The sequence below is a fragment of the Vibrio sp. DW001 genome (genome assembly GCF_029016285.1).
Classification (GTDB): domain Bacteria; phylum Pseudomonadota; class Gammaproteobacteria; order Enterobacterales; family Vibrionaceae; genus Vibrio.
In genome coordinates this window covers 391,841-411,956 of record NZ_CP091975.1, presented here as the reverse complement: position 1 = coordinate 411,956, position 20,116 = coordinate 391,841, and the positions used below count along the sequence as shown (strand labels likewise).

Annotated in this window: 11 protein-coding genes, 11 tRNA genes and 3 rRNA genes; 13 read left to right on the top strand and 12 right to left on the bottom strand. The window is 42.3% G+C overall.

Translation table 11 applies throughout. From position 1 onward, the window contains the following. The first annotated feature begins 33 nt into the window (after nt 1-33). The 12 genes from mutY to L3V77_RS01985 all read left to right on the top strand — a co-directional run bounded on the left by mutY (nt 34) and on the right by L3V77_RS01985 (nt 3,872). The gene (gene mutY / locus L3V77_RS02040) at nt 34-1,089 is read left to right on the top strand and encodes an A/G-specific adenine glycosylase (protein ID WP_275135498.1); all 1,056 of its coding nucleotides are present in this window, start codon (nt 34-36) and stop codon (nt 1,087-1,089) included. A 20-nt stretch (nt 1,090-1,109) separates the two neighbouring features. Further along, complete coding sequence (locus L3V77_RS02035; RefSeq protein WP_275135497.1) at nt 1,110-1,382, top strand: oxidative damage protection protein; 273 nt, start codon at nt 1,110-1,112, stop codon at nt 1,380-1,382. Nucleotides 1,383-1,436: 54 nt separating this feature from the next. Then, the gene (gene mltC / locus L3V77_RS02030) at nt 1,437-2,570 is read left to right on the top strand and encodes a membrane-bound lytic murein transglycosylase MltC (RefSeq protein ID WP_275135496.1); all 1,134 of its coding nucleotides are present in this window, start codon (nt 1,437-1,439) and stop codon (nt 2,568-2,570) included. 143 nt (nt 2,571-2,713) lie between these two features. Beyond that, a tRNA-Phe gene (locus L3V77_RS02025) sits at nt 2,714-2,789 on the top strand. A gap of 58 nt (nt 2,790-2,847) precedes the next feature. Beyond that, nucleotides 2,848-2,923, top strand: a tRNA-Thr gene (locus L3V77_RS02020). Between the two features lie 7 nt (nt 2,924-2,930). Further along, nucleotides 2,931-3,006 (top strand) — tRNA-Phe (locus tag L3V77_RS02015). 36 nt (nt 3,007-3,042) lie between these two features. Beyond that, a tRNA-Asn gene (locus tag L3V77_RS02010) sits at nt 3,043-3,118 on the top strand. Between the two features lie 258 nt (nt 3,119-3,376). Next, nucleotides 3,377-3,452: transfer RNA gene (locus L3V77_RS02005), tRNA-Phe, on the top strand. A 49-nt stretch (nt 3,453-3,501) separates the two neighbouring features. Continuing rightward, nucleotides 3,502-3,577 (top strand) — tRNA-Thr (locus L3V77_RS02000). Nucleotides 3,578-3,596: 19 nt separating this feature from the next. Next, nucleotides 3,597-3,672, top strand: a tRNA-Asn gene (locus L3V77_RS01995). Between the two features lie 35 nt (nt 3,673-3,707). Then, nucleotides 3,708-3,783 (top strand) — tRNA-Thr (locus L3V77_RS01990). A 13-nt stretch (nt 3,784-3,796) separates the two neighbouring features. After that, a tRNA-Asn gene (locus L3V77_RS01985) sits at nt 3,797-3,872 on the top strand. A 1,748-nt stretch (nt 3,873-5,620) separates the two neighbouring features. Here the strand turns inward: L3V77_RS01985 and L3V77_RS01980 are convergent. The 11 genes from L3V77_RS01980 to L3V77_RS01930 form a co-directional block, all read right to left on the bottom strand. Continuing rightward, nucleotides 5,621-5,697 (bottom strand) — tRNA-Asp (locus L3V77_RS01980). Nucleotides 5,698-5,791: 94 nt separating this feature from the next. Further along, a 5S ribosomal RNA gene (rrf, locus tag L3V77_RS01975) occupies nt 5,792-5,907 on the bottom strand. 122 nt (nt 5,908-6,029) lie between these two features. Continuing rightward, nucleotides 6,030-8,922, bottom strand: a 23S ribosomal RNA gene (locus L3V77_RS01970). Nucleotides 8,923-9,314: 392 nt separating this feature from the next. After that, a tRNA-Ala gene (locus tag L3V77_RS01965) sits at nt 9,315-9,390 on the bottom strand. Nucleotides 9,391-9,476: 86 nt separating this feature from the next. Beyond that, nucleotides 9,477-11,029, bottom strand: a 16S ribosomal RNA gene (locus L3V77_RS01960). The 16S, 23S and 5S rRNA genes sit together here with 2 tRNA genes alongside, the layout of an rRNA operon. A 606-nt stretch (nt 11,030-11,635) precedes the next feature. Further along, nucleotides 11,636-12,889, bottom strand: a complete 1,254-nt coding sequence (locus L3V77_RS01955) for an HD-GYP domain-containing protein (protein WP_275135495.1) — start codon at nt 12,887-12,889, stop codon at nt 11,636-11,638. 175 nt (nt 12,890-13,064) lie between these two features. Further along, on the bottom strand, nt 13,065-14,618 hold the full coding sequence (locus L3V77_RS01950; protein WP_275136674.1) for a PAS domain-containing methyl-accepting chemotaxis protein: 1,554 nt from the start codon (nt 14,616-14,618) through the stop codon (nt 13,065-13,067). A 166-nt stretch (nt 14,619-14,784) separates the two neighbouring features. After that, nucleotides 14,785-15,399 carry a LysE family translocator gene (locus L3V77_RS01945; protein ID WP_275135494.1) on the bottom strand — a complete coding sequence of 205 codons (615 nt, stop codon included), beginning with the start codon at nt 15,397-15,399 and terminating at the stop codon, nt 14,785-14,787. 98 nt (nt 15,400-15,497) lie between these two features. Beyond that, nucleotides 15,498-16,424 carry a LysR family transcriptional regulator gene (locus tag L3V77_RS01940; protein WP_275135493.1) on the bottom strand — a complete coding sequence of 309 codons (927 nt, stop codon included), beginning with the start codon at nt 16,422-16,424 and terminating at the stop codon, nt 15,498-15,500. Nucleotides 16,425-16,553: 129 nt separating this feature from the next. Next, on the bottom strand, nt 16,554-16,712 hold the full coding sequence (locus L3V77_RS01935) for a hypothetical protein (RefSeq protein WP_275135492.1): 159 nt from the start codon (nt 16,710-16,712) through the stop codon (nt 16,554-16,556). 355 nt (nt 16,713-17,067) lie between these two features. Then, entirely contained in the window at nt 17,068-18,021 is a 954-nt protein-coding gene (locus L3V77_RS01930) for an OmpA family protein (protein ID WP_275135491.1), read from the bottom strand. Between the two features lie 354 nt (nt 18,022-18,375). Here L3V77_RS01930 and L3V77_RS01925 point away from each other — a divergent pair, with 354 nt between their 5' ends. Further along, entirely contained in the window at nt 18,376-18,897 is a 522-nt protein-coding gene (locus L3V77_RS01925) for a DUF2058 domain-containing protein (protein ID WP_275135490.1), read from the top strand. 795 nt (nt 18,898-19,692) lie between these two features. On the opposite strand, the gene L3V77_RS01920 is transcribed toward L3V77_RS01925, so the two are convergent. After that, a complete protein-coding gene (locus tag L3V77_RS01920) occupies nt 19,693-20,073 on the bottom strand; it encodes a VOC family protein (RefSeq protein ID WP_275135489.1) in 381 nt (126 codons plus the stop codon). Between the last annotated feature and the right edge of the window lie 43 nt (nt 20,074-20,116).

The following is a 20,116-nucleotide window of genomic DNA, read 5'->3' as shown; positions in this document are numbered from 1 at the left end:
TTCGCTACAAATAAAAACAGAAAAGAGAATGTCGTGACTCCATTTGCAGGTGCTATATTAAATTGGTACGAATCCTTTGGCCGAAAAAGTTTACCATGGCAAAAAGATAAAACGCTTTATAAAGTTTGGCTGTCAGAAATCATGTTACAGCAAACTCAAGTCACTACTGTCATTCCTTATTTCGACCGCTTTTTAGAAAAGTTCCCAACCGTCGATGACCTTGCTAACGCTCACCAAGATGAAGTTCTTCATCTATGGACAGGCTTAGGCTACTACGCCAGAGCACGTAATCTGCACAAAGCCGCCAAAATGGTGGTCGAGCACCATAATGGGGAGTTTCCACATGACGTGGAGCAGATGAACGCCCTTCCGGGAGTGGGACGATCGACCGCAGCCGCCATTTTATCTTCAGTCTTAAAACAGCCTCACGCGATACTTGATGGAAATGTTAAACGTACCTTATCCAGAGCTTTTGCGATTGAGGGATGGCCTGGAAAAAAAAGTGTCGAAAATCAACTCTGGACGATAGCAGAAACACACACACCCCTTGTTAACGTGGACAGATACAATCAAGCAATGATGGACATGGGAGCACTCGTTTGTACGCGAAGTAAACCTAAGTGCTCACTCTGTCCAATTACTGACCATTGTGAAGCCAAGAAACAAGATCGACAACTAGAGTTCCCAACCAAGAAGCCCAAAAAAGAAAAACCGGTAAAAGAAACGTGGTTCGCTATTCTATATCACGACAATAAAGTATGGTTAGAACAAAGACCGCAGACTGGTATCTGGGGAGGGTTGTATTGTTTTCCCGACAACAGTGGTTCAGATTTATCCCATCAACTAAACATTCGCTCGATTCATGATGACCATGTTGAGGCGCACAAAACGTTGATAAGCTTTAGACATACTTTTAGCCACTACCATCTCGACATTACACCAGTACTTATCAAATTAACCAAGCAACCTGATTTGATAATGGAAGGAACGAAGGGTCTCTGGTATAACATATCCCAACCAGAAGAGGTTGGTCTGGCTGCTCCTGTTAAGCAGTTGATACTAAGCCTTCCTTTTGAAGTGCATGTTTGAGAACCAAAGAAGGAAAAATTATGAGTCGTACCGTATTTTGTGAACACCTGAAGAAAGAAGGTGAGGGGCTAGATTTTCAGCTCTACCCCGGAGAATTAGGCAAACGTATTTTTGACAATATTTCAAAACCAGCGTGGGCACTATGGCAAAGTAAACAAACTATGCTGATCAATGAGAAAAAACTCAATATGATGGATCCTGAACATAGAAAACTACTAGAAGAAGAAATGGTTAAATTTCTATTCGAAGGTCAAGATATTGTTATTGAGGGCTATACGCCACCAACTCAATAACTCACATTAGTCTAATAAGATGGCTTATCGCCATCTTTGTTGTTTATACGTCATATGAAAATATATATAGTTTCAATACTGTTGGTCGCTTTAGTTGGTTGTAGTCGTGAGTTTGTTGAAAACCATCTCTATGACATTGACTATCAACCTACCAATCGATTCGCCAAGAATTTAGCACAACTACCCGGCCAATTTCAGAAAGATCAGGGAGCCTTAGATGCCTTGATAGGCAATTTTTCTGGAAGTATAGAAAAACGCTGGGGCAGCCATGAAATTAGAATGGCTGGCAAAATCAATTACGTAAAGTATATCGACAATTATCTGAGCCGATCTGAAGTGAATTTCTCTGATGGCACGATTGTCGTAGAAACGGTGTCACCAACAGATCCAAAAAAACACTTAAAAAATGCAATTATTACTACGCTTTTGACACCTGATGATCCTGCAAGTGTCGACCTGTTTTCTTCGTCTAGTATCACGCTAGAGGGTCAGCCTTTTCTTTACAAACAAGTTGTTGATCATGAGAAACAACCTATCCAATGGCGATGGCGTGCAAATAGATTTGCAGATTATCTGATCGCCACACAACTGAAAACCAAAAATGTTGATTTCAAAAAAGCCTTCTATGTCGAAATACCTATGGTAAAAGAGCACTATGAAGTGAGAAGTTACAAATACGCCAATATTGTGCAAAAGGCGTCCAAAAAATATGACATCCCTGAAGACCTAATCTACGCAATTATTAAGACGGAAAGTAGCTTCAATCCATACGCAGTCAGTTGGGCCAACGCTTATGGTCTGATGCAAGTTGTTCCAAAAACAGCAGGTGCCGACGTATTTAAACTGGTGAAGAAAAAACCAGGTATTCCGACCCCCGAATACTTATTTGACCCGGAAAAGAACATAGACACTGGCACGGCCTATTTTTATATCTTAAAAAACCGCTACTTAAAAGACGTTAACGATACTCTATCTTTAGAATACAGCATGATTTCTGCTTATAATGGTGGAACAGGTGGTGTATTGAATACATTCGATAGAGGAAGTAGAAGCCGCGCAATGACAAAATTGAATTCACTGCAACCCAATCAAGTTTATTGGGCTCTGACTCAAAAACATGCAAATAGCGAGTCGAGGAAATACCTACAAAAAGTAACGAATTATAAAAAAGGCTTTAACGCAAACTAGAACTAATCAGGCATTTAAGAGAGCAAATATTCAACGTAAAAGTTCAAATTGACTAAAATCGCGCCAAACAGTCACTTTTTTGCAATTTTTTTGCAAAAACAAGTTGACGATAGGCTCGAAAATCCGTTTAATAGCGCTCCGTTGCCCGGATAGCTCAGTCGGTAGAGCAGAGGATTGAAAATCCTCGTGTCGGTGGTTCGATTCCGCCTCCGGGCACCATAATAAACATTGGTGTCGGTAATAACGACTTCAATGTGTAAGCAAAAAAATTAAGTGCGCCGACTTAGCTCAGTAGGTAGAGCAACTGACTTGTAATCAGTAGGTCACCAGTTCGATTCCGGTAGTCGGCACCATTTTTTTGCCTCGATAGCTCAGTCGGTAGAGCAGAGGATTGAAAATCCTCGTGTCGGTGGTTCGATTCCGCCTCGAGGCACCATATTATCGATATATTGTTTCTACAAGATATCATAATTCCCTTTTAGTTCAGTTGGTAGAACGCCGGACTGTTAATCCGTATGTCGCTGGTTCAAGTCCAGCAAAGGGAGCCACATTTAGAAAGCCATCTCTTGCGAGATGGCTTTTTTTTGCGCCATTACTTACCGCTATCAACGCCTTCTATACTGGCTTACTTCCTTTTTTTACTAATAAATCATTCTTTTCATAGTTCCCTCCTCTATACAAACAAGTGCTTTCAAGCCTACTAACTAGACTAAACAGCTCGTTAAGTATAAAAAATCATCAAACGCAATATTTTTTGCTATTATCTATTGACCTTAACAGAGAAAAACCGTTTAATAGCGCCCGTTGCCCGGATAGCTCAGTCGGTAGAGCAGAGGATTGAAAATCCTCGTGTCGGTGGTTCGATTCCGCCTCCGGGCACCATATTTAAAATTGGTGTTCAAATGGACATCTATTTAAAAGAAAAATACGGGCCGACTTAGCTCAGTAGGTAGAGCAACTGACTTGTAATCAGTAGGTCACCAGTTCGATTCCGGTAGTCGGCACCATTTTTCTTAACGTTACAATTCCCTTTTAGTTCAGTTGGTAGAACGCCGGACTGTTAATCCGTATGTCGCTGGTTCAAGTCCAGCAAAGGGAGCCACATTTAGACATTATGCAAATGCTTAATGTTACGGCGCCGACTTAGCTCAGTAGGTAGAGCAACTGACTTGTAATCAGTAGGTCACCAGTTCGATTCCGGTAGTCGGCACCATTACAAAATCTGTTCCCTTTTAGTTCAGTTGGTAGAACGCCGGACTGTTAATCCGTATGTCGCTGGTTCAAGTCCAGCAAAGGGAGCCACTTTCAAAAAGCCATGTCGAAAGACGTGGCTTTTTTTGATCTTGTTCATTTAGTACCTCTACAAACTCATCAATTGCGCCCCAACCAGCTCGTTTCAAATTCAAATGATAAAACTTGTGAAATCGCTTTCGTTATGTGTTGAAGCAATAGCGCTTGGAGGCTCTAGAGCCCCCAAAAATGAAGTTAAACTGTCCGACTATGACTTTTATATCTATTGGCGCTCTCCTATACCTGAAGCCATTAGAGAGGCCATTTTTAGCGATCTTTTTCCTACATTGAAATTAACAATAAATATTGGGAGGTCGAAGATGACGGTTATTTATTAGATGGAGTAGAAGTTGAACTAATTTACCGAGAAATGGAGCATCTAAATACATCACTTGAACTAACGCTTAATCAGTACCAAGCTAATATTGGTTATTCGACCTGCTTTTGGTTTAATCTACTTAATTCAACAATTATCTATGACCCAGAAAATAAACTAACCAAATTAAAGAAAGATCATTCTATGCCTTACCCACAAGAGCTGAAAAAGCCATCATTCAGAAAAATTTGCCTCTACTATTGAGCAGGTTTCCTGCTTATCCCAAACAAATAGAAAAAGCGTTAAAGAGAGAAGACGTTTTTAGCGTTCATCACCGAATTACCACTTATTTGAACAGTTATTTTGATGTTCTCTATGCGTTTAATGAGTGACCTATGCCTGGCGAAAAAAGATTAATAGGTCACGCCGCAATACATTGAAAAAGCTCCCCTAGGGACTTGCAAGCCTCTTTAAGTAACATTTTACACTACGGGTCAACTTGTAAACTTAACGTACTAGATGAGACTAGAGAGGCTAGCAGTAACCTCGATAAATTAGTTAATATTTGAAAGCCTAATTATTTTCGTTAATTAGGCTTCTATTTACTAACATGCCTGTTCAATGTGGCAAGCTGTTTTTCATATCATAAAGCTAAGTTAATATGGATGTCATTCCACCGGTCGCTCAAGACATCACTGTACGCTTAACAATGGGCCTCCCTGCCCATTGATGCCAGCTCCATGGCAACCATGTTGCTGAGCAGTTGGTTTTCCTGATTCCTATTAAGCTAAACACACAAAAAGGCGAACCAACTGAGTAACCACTTCAAAGGTTATTCTAATAGTAAGCTACACGTTTATAACTAATATAGATGTCATTCCGTCGGCCTCTCAAGACATCACTGTACGTTTAGCAATGGGCCTCCCTGCCCATTGATGTCGGCTCCATGACAACCATACTGTTGATCAAGTCATTTCCCTGACCCCTATTAAGCTTAAAACGCAAAAAGCGAACCAACTTTGCGACCATTCAGAGGGTATTCTAGTAGTAAGCTATGCGTTTATGACTAATATGGATGTCATTCCTCCGACCGCTCAAGACATCCTTGTACGCTTAGCAATGGGACTCCCTACCCATTGATGTCAGCTCCATGGCAACCATCTTGTCGTTCAGGTCATTTCTCTGATCTATACCAAACTTAAAAGTTCAGAAGCCCCAGCATTTCTGCTGAGGCTTCTGAACTTTTCTTGTAAGAACTGGCGGAGTGGACGGGACTCGCTTACTATGTACAACCACGCGCCTCCAGTGTGACAGGTCGGCCTCCCTTAACAAAAAGCGAACCAACTGAACGGCCACTCCCTCTCCACAGGGTATTATTTTCTTCTATAAACGCAAAAAAGCCCCAGCATTTCTGCTGAGGCTTCTGAACGTTTCTTGTAAGAACTGGCGGAGTGGACGGGACTCGAACCCGCGACCCCCGGCGTGACAGGCCGGTATTCTAACCAACTGAACTACCACTCCACATGGTATTCTTACGCTAATTAAAGTCTCATAAACAATGCTTTAACTAGTTTTTGCCTTTATCCTTCCTAAAAAAGATAAAAACGATATTAAAACCTGGCGATGTCCTACTCTCACATGGGGAGACCCCACACTACCATCGGCGCTGTTGCGTTTCACTTCTGAGTTCGGCATGGGTTCAGGTGGGTCCACAACGCTATGGTCGCCAAGCAAATTTGGTCAAGCTTCCTATCACGATAGAAAACTTTAATAATCTGGATTACTGACTTAAATAAAAGTTTTCACACATTCAATGTTCTTACATTGAGTCCACAAAACCCCTTGGGTGTTGTATGGTTAAGCCTCACGGGCAATTAGTACAGGTTAGCTCAACGCCTCACAACGCTTACACACCCTGCCTATCAACGTTCTAGTCTCGAACAACCCTTTAGGACACGTAAAGTGCCAGGGAAGACTCATCTCAAGGCTCGCTTCGCGCTTAGATGCTTTCAGCGCTTATCGATTCCGAACTTAGCTACCGGGCAATGCCATTGGCATGACAACCCGAACACCAGTGGTTCGTCCACTCCGGTCCTCTCGTACTAGGAGCAGCCCCTTTCAATCTTCCAACGCCCACGGCAGATAGGGACCGAACTGTCTCACGACGTTCTAAACCCAGCTCGCGTACCACTTTAAATGGCGAACAGCCATACCCTTGGGACCGACTTCAGCCCCAGGATGTGATGAGCCGACATCGAGGTGCCAAACACCGCCGTCGATATGAACTCTTGGGCGGTATCAGCCTGTTATCCCCGGAGTACCTTTTATCCGTTGAGCGATGGCCCTTCCATTCAGAACCACCGGATCACTATGACCTGCTTTCGCACCTGCTCGAATTGTCATTCTCGCAGTCAAGCGGGCTTATGCCATTGCACTAACCACACGATGTCCAACCGTGTTTAGCCCACCTTCGTGCTCCTCCGTTACTCTTTGGGAGGAGACCGCCCCAGTCAAACTACCCACCAGGCACTGTCCGCAACCCCGATAAGGGGCCGACGTTAGAACATCAAGCATACAAGGGTGGTATTTCAAGGTCGACTCCACTCCATCTAGCGACGAAGTTTCAAAGTCTCCCACCTATCCTACACATGTAGGGTCAATGTTCAGTGCCAAGCTGTAGTAAAGGTTCACGGGGTCTTTCCGTCTAGCCGCGGGTACACTGCATCTTCACAGCGATTTCAATTTCACTGAGTCTCGGGTGGAGACAGCGTGGCCATCATTACGCCATTCGTGCAGGTCGGAACTTACCCGACAAGGAATTTCGCTACCTTAGGACCGTTATAGTTACGGCCGCCGTTTACCGGGGCTTCGATCAAGAGCTTCGTCCGAAGACTAACCCCATCAATTAACCTTCCGGCACCGGGCAGGCGTCACACCGTATACGTCATCTTACGATTTTGCACAGTGCTGTGTTTTTAATAAACAGTTGCAGCCACCTGGTATCTGCGACTCCCGATAGCTCCATCCGCAAGGGATTTCACCGTCAAGAGCGTACCTTCTCCCGAAGTTACGGTACCATTTTGCCTAGTTCCTTCACCCGAGTTCTCTCAAGCGCCTTGGTATTCTCTACCCGACCACCTGTGTCGGTTTGGGGTACGATTTCTTATAATCTGAAGCTTAGAGGCTTTTCCTGGAAGCATGGCATCAATGACTTCATCACCGTAGTGACTCGACATCGGGTCTCAGCCTAACAATTTCCCGGATTTACCTAAGAAATTAGCCTACACCCTTGAACCTGGACTACCATCGCCAGGCTCACCTAGCCTTCTCCGTCCCCCCATCGCAATTATAAGAAGTACGGGAATATTAACCCGTTTCCCATCGACTACGCCTTTCGGCCTCGCCTTAGGGGTCGACTTACCCTGCCCCGATTAACGTTGGACAGGAACCCTTGGTCTTCCGGCGTGGGAGTTTTTCACTCCCATTATCGTTACTCATGTCAGCATTCGCACTTCTGATACCTCCAGCAGACCTTACAGTCCACCTTCAACGGCTTACAGAACGCTCCCCTACCCAACATAATAAATTACATTGCCGCAGCTTCGGTGTATAGCTTAGCCCCGTTACATCTTCCGCGCAGGCCGACTCGACCAGTGAGCTATTACGCTTTCTTTAAATGATGGCTGCTTCTAAGCCAACATCCTGGCTGTCTGAGCCTTCCCACATCGTTTCCCACTTAGCTATACTTTGGGACCTTAGCTGGCGGTCTGGGTTGTTTCCCTCTCCACGACGGACGTTAGCACCCGCCGTGTGTCTCCCGGATAGTACTTACTGGTATTCGGAGTTTGCAAAGGGTTGGTAAGTCGGGATGACCCCCTAGCCTTAACAGTGCTCTACCCCCAGTAGTATTCGTCCGAGGCGCTACCTAAATAGCTTTCGGGGAGAACCAGCTATCTCCAGGTTTGATTGGCCTTTCACCCCTAGCCACAAGTCATCCGCTAATTTTTCAACATTAGTCGGTTCGGTCCTCCAGTTGATGTTACTCAACCTTCAACCTGCCCATGGCTAGATCACCTGGTTTCGGGTCTATACCTAGCAACTCGACGCCCAGTTAAGACTCGGTTTCCCTACGGCTCCCCTATACGGTTAACCTTGCTACTAAATATAAGTCGCTGACCCATTATACAAAAGGTACGCAGTCACAGGACGCAATGCCTGCTCCTACTGCTTGTACGTACACGGTTTCAGGTTCTATTTCACTCCCCTCACAGGGGTTCTTTTCGCCTTTCCCTCACGGTACTGGTTCACTATCGGTCAGTCAGTAGTATTTAGCCTTGGAGGATGGTCCCCCCATATTCAAACAGGATATCACGTGTCCCGCCTTACTCGTTTTCACTTAAAATGATGTGTCGGTTACAGGGCTATCACCTTGTATCGCGATACTTTCCAGAATCTTCACCTGCATCATTAAAAGCTTAAGGGCTAATCCAATTTCGCTCGCCGCTACTTTCGGAATCTCGGTTGATTTCTACTCCTCCGGGTACTTAGATGTTTCAGTTCCCCGGGTTTGCCTTATTAACCTATGTATTCAGTTAATAATACTAGCTTTTGCTAGTGGGTTTCCCCATTCGGAAATCGTAGACTCAAGTGGCTTTTACTGCCTTATCTACGCTTATCGCAAGTTAATACGTCCTTCATCGCCTCTGACTGCCAAGGCATCCACCGTGTACGCTTAGTCACTTAACCATACAACCCCAAAGGGTTTCGCTTACGCGAAATAACAACGAATTGTTATTGTATTAGCAACCAAGGTTTCTATCGTTGCCTCATTATTTGAATGAGCGAGACAACATTTTCGATTTTGCCGGACTCAAATATTAAACATCTAACCGAAGTTAGGTGTTTCCAAGAACACTTGAATGTGTGTTGGTTTGTTATCACCGAAGTGACAACAAGATCCTAGAGTTTCCTTTTAAAAAAGGATCCAATAGGATTTGAGAACTTTTATTTTGATAAATAATAATCAATTATTTATCAGTCAGCTTTCCAAATTGTTAAAGAGCGAGATTTCATTCTACTTAAAGAAAAAAACCATTTTTAAATACTCTCATCTCCGTTGAGATAAAAACACTTAAAAATGGTGGAGCTATGCGGGATCGAACCGCAGACCTCTTCGCTGCCAGCGAAGCGCTCTCCCAGCTGAGCTATAGCCCCATTTACTAGGAAGTACAATTCCTTTCTCTTTTAACTTCTAAACCTATTTCAATCTGTGTGGACACTCATCATGCGCAATCATCGTTTAAGGAGGTGATCCAGCCCCAGGTTCCCCTAGGGCTACCTTGTTACGACTTCACCCCAGTCATGAACCACAAAGTGGTAAGCGTCCCCCCGAAGGTTAAACTACCTACTTCTTTTGCAGCCCACTCCCATGGTGTGACGGGCGGTGTGTACAAGGCCCGGGAACGTATTCACCGTAGCATTCTGATCTACGATTACTAGCGATTCCGACTTCATGGAGTCGAGTTGCAGACTCCAATCCGGACTACGACGCACTTTTTGGGATTCGCTCACTATTGCTAGCTGGCTGCCCTCTGTATGCGCCATTGTAGCACGTGTGTAGCCCTACTCGTAAGGGCCATGATGACTTGACGTCGTCCCCACCTTCCTCCGGTTTATCACCGGCAGTCTCCCCAAAGTTCCCGACATAACTCGCTGGCAATTAAGGATAAGGGTTGCGCTCGTTGCGGGACTTAACCCAACATTTCACAACACGAGCTGACGACAGCCATGCAGCACCTGTCTCAGAGCTCCCGAAGGCACGCCTGTGTCTCCACTGGCTTCTCTGGATGTCAAGAGTAGGTAAGGTTCTTCGCGTTGCATCGAATTAAACCACATGCTCCACCGCTTGTGCGGGCCCCCGTCAATTCATTTGAGTTTTAATCTTGCGACCGTACTCCCCAGGCGGTCTACTTAACGCGTTAGCTCCGAAAGCCACGGCTCAAGGCCACAACCTTCAAGTAGACATCGTTTACGGCGTGGACTACCAGGGTATCTAATCCTGTTTGCTCCCCACGCTTTCGCATCTGAGTGTCAGTATCTGTCCAGGGGGCCGCCTTCGCCACTGGTATTCCTTCAGATCTCTACGCATTTCACCGCTACACCTGAAATTCTACCCCCCTCTACAGTACTCTAGTTTGCCAGTTTCAAATGACCTTCCGGGGTTGAGCCCCGGGCTTTCACATCTGACTTAACAAACCACCTGCATGCGCTTTACGCCCAGTAATTCCGATTAACGCTCGCACCCTCCGTATTACCGCGGCTGCTGGCACGGAGTTAGCCGGTGCTTCTTCTGTAGCTAACGTCAAACAATAAGCGTATTAAACTTACTGTCTTCCTCACTACTGAAAGTACTTTACAACCCGAAGGCCTTCTTCATACACGCGGCATGGCTGCATCAGGCTTTCGCCCATTGTGCAATATTCCCCACTGCTGCCTCCCGTAGGAGTCTGGACCGTGTCTCAGTTCCAGTGTGGCTGATCATCCTCTCAGACCAGCTAGAGATCGTCGCCTTGGTGAGCCATTACCCCACCAACTAGCTAATCTCACTTAGGCTTATCCAATCGCGGAAGGCCCGAAGGTCCCCTCCTTTCCCCCGTAGGGCGTATGCGGTATTAGCTATCGTTTCCAATAGTTATCCCCCTCAACTGGGCAAATTCCTAAGCATTACTCACCCGTCCGCCGCTCGACGCCTATTAACGCTCCCGAAGGATTGTTAATTTCGTTTCCGCTCGACTTGCATGTGTTAAGCCTGCCGCCAGCGTTCAATCTGAGCCATGATCAAACTCTTCAATTTAAGTTCTTTTTGGCTCAATGAATACTGACTTTAAATTGCCTTTTACTTTAGATAACCAAAGGTTAAATAGTAAAGTGTTCTTTAAAGTTCTATCACTCCAACAGAGTGATATTTAAATAACTGTGTTCAACGTTAATTCGCTTTCACTTTTAAAAAAGTAAAAACAAAATAAGCATCAAATTAGGTCACTCAGTTCATTGAAACCGTTGTTGATTTCGTGCCCTAAAGCAGAGAATCATCTTCGATTGTCATCAACGAGTGCCCACACAGATTGATATAGGTTTAAATTGTTAAAGAGCGTTGCTTCTCGGTTGCTGTAAAGCTTTCCTTGAAGCGGACGTGCATTCTAGCGATTTAAAGTGAAGAGTCAAATACTTTTTCATTTTAATTTCGAAGGGCTTTTTCAAGCTGCTCGTCTTACTGATTTCTCTGCAAAGCCTTGTGGGCTCTACCGTGTCAGTGAGGCGCATTATAGAGAGTGCACTTAACTTAGCAACTGTTTTCTGAGAAAAAAGTGGTTTTATTGGTGTTTTATTTCAATACCGATTAATACATGCTTCACACACACTTTATACACAGGCTCCTGTGGATAAAGTGTGTTTTCACCTATTCATCGCTATCAAAAAAATAAGCTATACGAGAGCGAGGGTTTAAATACTCTCTTATATTTTCCGGAAGTTTGGCTGGTAAGATAGTGCCTACTATTTTTAAATCTTCATCCGCCAGATCCAATATCGGAGCTTGAGTCCGTGGCACCTTAGGATCATATAACAGTACATTAGGGGACAATATATGCTTGGCATTCACTGAAATGACTAATCCAACCATTTTATTAGATAGGCGAACCACCGTTCCCGGTGGGTAAACGCCCATAAACTTGATCAAAAGATTTAGATTGTCAGCGCTATAGAGGTGTTTACAGTTCTTGTATAGATGAGACAAAGCATAATAAGGGATTTTCTGCTCGGTAACGATATTGTTATGGCACAGATTATCGTAAGCGTTCGCCAACGAGACGACTTGAGCAAGCTCATCTATCGCATCCCCCTTTAATCCATTGGGATAACCTGAGCCATCTAACGTTTCATGATGTTGGATGATGATGTTCTTGGTTGATATTGGGAAGTTTTTTGCTGATTCCGCTATATCTAATCCATATTTTGGATGCAATTTTAAATAATTGTTTTCAGGTATGGTAAGCGCGGTCTGTTTTCTAAGGATAGTCGTCGGGAGCTTAATCTTTCCGATATCATGAAAAAGAGCACCAAATGCAATGTCTTTAATCTGCTGCGAATCGAAACCTTTGCTTTTCGCTATCATCATTGCAAGCACTGACACGTTGAGTGAATGAAAGTACATATCTTCAAATTCATTCTTGCCATTCATCAGATGCAGTGTGACACTATCGTCCGATAACAATTTTTCAACAATGTCATCAACCATAAGTCTTGCTTCTTCGACTGCAGACTCAGGACGATTCCTTACCTTACTCATGACAGAGCGTAGCTGAGACAGCGAACGTTCGAATTCCTTCTCGCAATTGATCACTCTTTTTCTATAGACATTAAGTTTGTCTATACGAGCTTGCTTCTCTTCCCACATTTTCTTCGCTTCAAGGTCGACACTTTCAGAATCAGCGATATCTACATCTGGTATTTCTTTGACAGGAAGGGGGGCGGCATCACTCTGAGCAGGATCAACATATACATATTGAATTTCCAAATGTTTAATGAGATCGATCTGATCTTGAGATTTTAGTTTGAAGCTGTTAAATAAAAACGGGTGCTCATTCCATTTGACGGGCAATCGAATGTGGATTCCGGGTTGAAGCCTATCTACTGTAATTTTAATTATTGCCACGTGATTATTTTGCTGACTCTTTTTTGATACTCATGGGAGACTCAATCTAAAAGATAGAGCAAAACTTTCTCTCTATTAAGGCTAATTCAGATCACTGATGTACTTTCTGTCATAGGATTAGTATATAGCAGAAACAGAAAAGGCCAAACACTGTAGCCTTTTCTGGATATTACCATTAAAACTGACGTATAAGCCTTTGCAGGCCGTCAAGGTCATCGACTAATTGGCTGGTTCTCAACACAGAAGAGCTCGAAACCCGTAGTGTCTCATCTGCTAGATTCTTAATATTCGCAACATTGCGATTAACTTCATTCGTTACACTTGCTTGTTGGTCAACGGATACCGCTATTTGATGGCTATTATCTGTAACCTGATTCAACATGCTACTTATGTTATTAAGGACATCACCAGTTTGATTGGCTCTATCAGTACATTCTGATGATAATTCACCGCCACGCGTCATGATATCGACAGCATTCGTTGCAGTCGCTTGTAGTTGGGCGATCATTTCTTGGATTTCATTAGTAGACGATCTTGTTTTCGTCGCAAGTGAACGAACCTCATCGGCAACAACAGCAAAACCGCGACCATGCTCTCCTGCCCTTGCCGCTTCTATCGCGGCATTTAACGCTAATAAATTAGTTTGTTCGGAAATATTTCCAATTACGTCAAGGATACCTTCAATTTTCTGACTGTTTTGCGCAAGACTATCAATAACAGACCTAGAACTTTCTAATTCTGTTGCAAGTCTATCAATGACTTCTATCGTTATTGCTATGCTTTCTAGACCTTTTTGAGACTCTTGATTTGCTTCTTCTGTTACCTTGGAAGCTCGAGATGCACTGCTCGCGACCTCATGTATTGACTGACTAAGCTCCTCCGCCGCTGCTGCGACTTGTTCCGTTTCGCTAAATTGTTGCCCTAAACTCTGTTCAATTGATTTTATCGTCCTGAATTCCTCCTCTGCAGAGTTTAAAATCTTTCCTGTCACTTCTGTCGTTCTACCCGAGACCGCACGCAGTTCTGCCCTTCTCATCATTAACGCTAATTCAACCCGAGAGCAATCATCAAAATAACCTGTATAAGGTTTCTCCATCAATGGATTGTCATAGGATTCTTTGGCCAACTCCGAGATTTTATTGAATCTGGACTTCTGATAAAGAGAGGAAGCGAGTAGAACACAGCCAAGGCTTATACCAAACAAGCCAATGTAAACCGGGTTTACTCCAAAGAACAATAGAATGGCTTGCAACATAACAAGTGTAGAAAGCAAAACGTTGATAGAAAGAAATGAAAAACGTTGGCGAGATACGTTATCTCCATTATTCATCTTTTTATAGAGATTAGCCGCCCTATCAACCTGCTCTGGCTCTGGTTTTGAACGTACAGATTGGTATTCAATTATTTCACCTTTCTCATTCATTATAGGAGTTACAAAAGCAGAGACCCAATAATGACCACCACCTTTACATTGGTTTTTGACCAATCCCATCCAACTTTTACCCGATTTTATATACTGCCAAAGCTGACCAAATGCGGCTTTAGGCATATCTTTATGCCTAACCATATTATGAGGGTTACCAATCAGTTCTTGTTCTTGATATTCGGCGACATCACAGAAAGTACTATTCGCGTAAGTAACAATACTGGATGTATCTGTAGTAGAAATAAGGTTTACATCCTTTGAATACATTTTATTCAAAGGATCACTTGAACTGTTGGTCGTCATCGGTTTCTCAAATAGCTCTAGAAGAAAGAGCATTACTTTTACACAAATTGTTGCCCTTGCTCATTGATAATAATCAATAAGCAAGGTGAATGAATTGTAATAAATTTATTTATACATGAATTTATTACTAGCCGATGAAGATTAGTAAATATTGGTTACTTACTCCCTACGCGACCCAAACTACCCTTAATGCCAAAGCAATAAGAACGATACCTGAGAGCCGGTCAATGATGACTGCTTTGCTTTTCAATTTATCAAGTAATGCTGGAGAAGAGAGCATAAAAGCAAGAAAGGTATACCATAAACCGTCAACAAAATAAGGTGTCGCTACCACAATCACCCGACTGGATAACTCTGCCCCCACACCGACAAATTGTGAGAAGAGTGCGGTAAAAAAAATCATTATTTTAGGGCTTGTTACTGAAATCAAAAAACCTTCTTTTGCTGACTGCAACACACTGACTCTCTCACCCGACTCAAGCTTAGCTGCCACGCCGCCTTTAGACCTTAAAGCCAAAAAGCCCAAATAGGCCAAATAAACAGCACCCAGATAGCTAATCACGGTAAATAAAGTAGGGTATTGATGCAGCAAAGCCGCTAGCCCAACGAGAGTAACAAACGCATAAATAGCTATACCAGTTGCATGTGCCCATGCAGTTGCAACACCATTGATTCTCCCCCCAGCTAAACTGTGTTTTACTACTATGGCTAAACTGGGTCCAGGTGACATAGCACCCAATAAGCAGATGGTAAAAAGAGATAACCAAACTGAGATAGTCATTTTGTGTTCCTTCAACGTTTTTGACAAAAATGTCCGAACTCTCGTTAAGTTAACAATAAATAGTCATTAAATGAAATCAACAATACTCATGTTTGCCATCAGTTAGAATCATAGCCAACTGAGTAGATCGAATTTCTCAGAATCTCATAAGATAATTCTCTTACCCATTGATGGGAAGGTTCGTTATCATATTTTGGATGCCATATTAGCCAATACCTTTGTACCGGTAAGTCAATCGGAAGGCTGTAATAAGAAATTGGCAAATGCGCGCACATATTTCTTGCAATATGTTGAGGAATAACAAGCAAGTAATCTGTGTTTATCAATGAACTCAATGCCGCAGAATAAAAGGGGACTTTTAAACCAATATCCCGGCTTCTTTTAAGTGCAGATAAACGAGCATCAAATTCACTGTTCTTATCACCTCCACCCGTAATCATGACATGTTGGAAGCTAAGAATATCATCAAGAATAAGTTCGTTTTTATGAGATAAGGGGTGTGTATTCCTCATAACGCAAACCAAATTATCTTCACCAATTAATTTTCCAGATAGACCTTTGGGTTTATTAGCTAAAAGGGTAGAGGCCAACTTTATCGGACTATTTGCAAAACTATCGATTAAATGAGGTTGCCAAAGATGATAGTTAAATTTAGCGGTCTGAGTATAACCACTTACTTTTTTAACAATTTCTGGAAAAATATATTGGGCGACATAGTCACTACAAGAGAAACTCACTTCCCCTGCCCACTTCTCAGGTTCAAAAGATTGCTCTTCAATAAGGTATTTAAATTCGCCAAACAACTGCTCTAGTTTAACTTTAAGTTCTACGGCTTTAGGTGTTTTGTATAATTCATTACCGTCTCGAATAAGCAAGGGGTCATCAAACAAGTTTCGTAATTGTGCTAATTGCCGACTTACCGCAGATTGAGTAATGTTAAGTCGTTCAGCCGATCGAGTAACATGGCATTCTTCTAATAAGATAAGAAGGGAGCGCAGTAGATTTAAATTAACATTATCTAACATATTAAGATTCTTACTCTGATAAAATATTTTACTCATAATGACACAGCCCGTTTAGGGGCCAAAATAAACTTAGGTATCAGATACAAAAAAGCCTCGAATGTATCGAGGCTTAAGCTTATCGCTAAAAAATCACGCTTCTTCTTCACTCCAATTTCGAGCCATGTATTCATTCGATTCACAACACGGACAATAGGGTAGTATTTCTCTGTCGTCACCTAGTACGACAGCAATCTTACATTTTGCGCATACATATGAACCTACACCAGGTTTATCCCCTGTCGAAAACATTCACCACCTCCCCTGTTGAATACTAACTAAGTAAAAACTTAGCCCTTAATGTTTGCCCTTGCTGCGTAACAAATCACAAATCCTGTTTTTAGGTCTAACATTCCGTCTATTGCGATGATCCATATCAATAAAAAACGAAGATTAAGCCGACAACTAAGAGCTTCAACTGATTATGGTTTAACAAGAATGGGGAATGATTAATTTATTATATTTCAATATATTACATATGAGTTCATCAATATTGAACGCCTTTATCCAAGCGCAACAGACAAAGAAAAAGGCCAGAGCCAACTCATGCTCTAGCCTTTCCCAATATTTACCGAATTTGACTAATATTGCATAAAATCACACGCCACTATTGTGTGATCTCAAATTCATCAATAATGACTTCTACGCGACGGTTTTCCATACGGCCCTCTTCAGTGTCATTTGAAGCTTTAGGTTTGCTTTCACCTTCACCACGAACAGTAATTCTTGATTCTTCGATTCCTTGTGTATACAAATAATCGGCTACTGATTGTGCACGTTGTTGTGACAATGATTGATTATATTCTTCCGAGCCTCGTGAATCAGTATGTCCAATGATCTCAGCCTCAGCCTGAGGGTATTTATTCAAAACACCAACCAACCAATCGAAATACCGTTCGCTATTTGGTGCAAGTTCAAAGCTGTCATTATCAAACAGCTCTACACCGTACTCTTGAAACAATCTTGTTTCAGGTACTGGTATCGCTTCTGCAACCACTTCCTCTTGAATCGGTTCTGGTGTTAATTCTTCAGCGACAGCGGCCGGCGCACTAGAACCAAATTTATAGGTGAGTCCGAAGAAAAAAGAATTTACATCTAAATTATCAACGACCCCTTTCGTAATATTATTGACGCGTTGATACTCTACTCGTCCAAAAATATTATCTGAAAAACCATATTCAGCACCTATTGCGGCTAATAGTACAGTATCGTTAATATCTGCATAATCAACCCATGCCGCACCAAGTTTACCGTATAGGTCAATATCATTAACCGGGATAGTCAGTTTTGGTGCGAGAGTGAATGCCTTCATTGAATCATCAAAAGGTGCCGCCTTAAAATCACCCAAATAATCATAACCAGCTTCTAAACCGAACATATCTGTAAAGTTATAGCCACCATAAATACCACCAGCGCCACCATCATCGCTGCACGAGCTATCCGTTGGACACGACCCATCCAACCAAGAATAACCCAATTTTCCACCGACATAAGCTTCAGCTTGAACCAACTGGGGAGACACCACTAACAATGTGGACGCGAGCATTACTAACTTCTTCATAAGAATTCCTTTTTCTCTCAATTTATTATATGTACATTATATTACGCACTGATAACCAAGGCTACTCACATTGAAGGGAACTATCTATAGTGTTTTCTTTATTTATTAATATTTTATCCACATTTCTGAACTTTGACTCAAAAGTGAGAAGGTTACTATTTTACTTCTATAAAACTCAAATAGGCTTAGTTAACGGGAACCGTTTAGATTGCATTCAAAATTAATGTTAACATTTCACACTGCTGACCCTTCATTGATATCATGCGTGTTAAACATTTTTAATTAGCTAACCAATAAAAAGTGTCAATCACGGCTATAAATGAGAAAATGATTAAAAACCAACTTGGAATAGACATGGCAAAGTTAAGCTTGCAAGACCAGTTACTAAAGGCTGGCTTAGTAAACGAAAAGAAACTAAAAAAGGCCACAAAAGGCTCCAAAAAATCAAGAGTTCAGGCTCGTGAGGCCAAAGCTGCAGTAGAACAAAACAAAGAATCGCAAAGGCTACGAGATATCGAACTCAATAAGCAAAGAGATGAGCAGCAATTTGGCAGAGAGCTTAAGGCTCAAGTAAAACAACTCATTGAAATGAATAAAATCGATCAGAAGCATGGCGATATAAAATATAACTTTACCGACGGGACTCTAGTTAAATCTCTGTACGTGGATCACGAAACAAGAGGGCAATTAGTTAAGGGGATTCTTTCTGTCGCTAGGTATGAAGACAATTATGCTGTGATCCCTTCATCTGTTGCTTATAAAATCGCAGAAAGAGATGCTGAAGCTGTCATTGAAAACAAATCTTCTTCAGAAAAAGAGCTCGCCGAAGACGATCCTTATGCAGAATTTGTTGTACCAGATGATCTCATGTGGTGATGAGTCGATTTAGCAATGCAACAAAGGCAGCCTGTGGGTTGCCTTTATTTCGGCATAAAATCACTCAATTACCTTTACACTCTTCACTCTTCACTCTTCAGCTAATTTATCATGCAGAAAAAACGTAGCCTGACAGGATGAGTTCAACTGTTCATTCTATGGGTTTTTTTATACTCGAACATCGCTTTATCAGCCCTATCAATGAGTTTTCTTGCTGTATCTTGTTGATCCGAAAATTCTGAGCAACCATAGCTAAGGCTCCATTTTCTTCCTGTTTTTGATTACCCCAATTTAGCGTAATATGTTTGGATTCGTTCCAGTGTTTCTACAGCATCGCATTTACGACAACCCGGCAGTACTAAGATGCAGGTGAACTACTTGTTGCTCATGCCAACGGAAACCCGTTCAAATTTAAGGCTTGGATAGCATGGGCGAATAATCCTCTATATGCGTGTTCAGGATTGAAAGATCAGGTCGAAGATTCCATCAAAGATCCAAAGCAATTGGGCCTAATTATCGCGTCAGATCTGTATTTTAATGAAACCAATATTTACGCAGATTATTTCGTGCCAGATTTGGTTCCACTGCCCGACACGGAATACCAGTTAAAATAGAAAAAGCCTAATCTACTTTAACCAAGAACAACAAGGACGCCATTCGGTGTCCTTGTTGTTCTTGTCATTATCTCAATGGTGCCCACAGTGAGTGATGACCTCTATTTGGCATGTGATAGCATTCATTGAACATTATCCTTGCTATAGGCTATGTATATTTTGCAGATATCTATCTTCAAGGTTATTTCATAGAGCTGAGACCAAACATATTACCTTCGGTATCCATACATATGCTTACCCAACCAAAATCTCCAATCGACATTTTAGATCTAATTACTTCACCACCCGCGCTTTTCACACGTAATTCCTCTGTTAAGCAATCTTCAACACCAAAATAAATAAGAGTGCCACCTGTTATGGGGCCTGCCCCCTCTCTTTTTACGAGAGCACCTCCAGCACCGTATGCCGTCATGTCGGTCGGAAAACTCTTCATTACTGCATTACTATCTGTCGGGTCTCGCATACTTTCTAGATCATTTTTAAAAACAGATTGATAAAAAGAAACTGCTCTATCCATATCATTCACATAGATATCAAACCAGCCGATTGCATTTTGATTCATGACCTCATCCTTTTTGTGTTTAAGTCATGACAGAGAATAATCA

Bases quoted from the DNA above. Each gene is read 5' to 3' on its own strand.
- L3V77_RS01925 (WP_275135490.1), top strand. From the start codon at position 18,376: ATGGCAAAGTTAAGCTTGCAAGACCAGTTACTAAAGGCTGGCTTAGTA.
- L3V77_RS01940 (WP_275135493.1), bottom strand. From the start codon at position 16,424: ATGTTAGATAATGTTAATTTAAATCTACTGCGCTCCCTTCTTATCTTA.
- L3V77_RS01935 (WP_275135492.1), bottom strand. From the start codon at position 16,712: ATGTTTTCGACAGGGGATAAACCTGGTGTAGGTTCATATGTATGCGCA.
- L3V77_RS01920 (WP_275135489.1), bottom strand. From the start codon at position 20,073: ATGAATCAAAATGCAATCGGCTGGTTTGATATCTATGTGAATGATATG.
- mltC (WP_275135496.1), top strand. From the start codon at position 1,437: ATGAAAATATATATAGTTTCAATACTGTTGGTCGCTTTAGTTGGTTGT.
- L3V77_RS01930 (WP_275135491.1), bottom strand. From the start codon at position 18,021: ATGAAGAAGTTAGTAATGCTCGCGTCCACATTGTTAGTGGTGTCTCCC.
- L3V77_RS01945 (WP_275135494.1), bottom strand. From the start codon at position 15,399: ATGACTATCTCAGTTTGGTTATCTCTTTTTACCATCTGCTTATTGGGT.
- L3V77_RS02035 (WP_275135497.1), top strand. From the start codon at position 1,110: ATGAGTCGTACCGTATTTTGTGAACACCTGAAGAAAGAAGGTGAGGGG.
- L3V77_RS01950 (WP_275136674.1), bottom strand. From the start codon at position 14,618: ATGACGACCAACAGTTCAAGTGATCCTTTGAATAAAATGTATTCAAAG.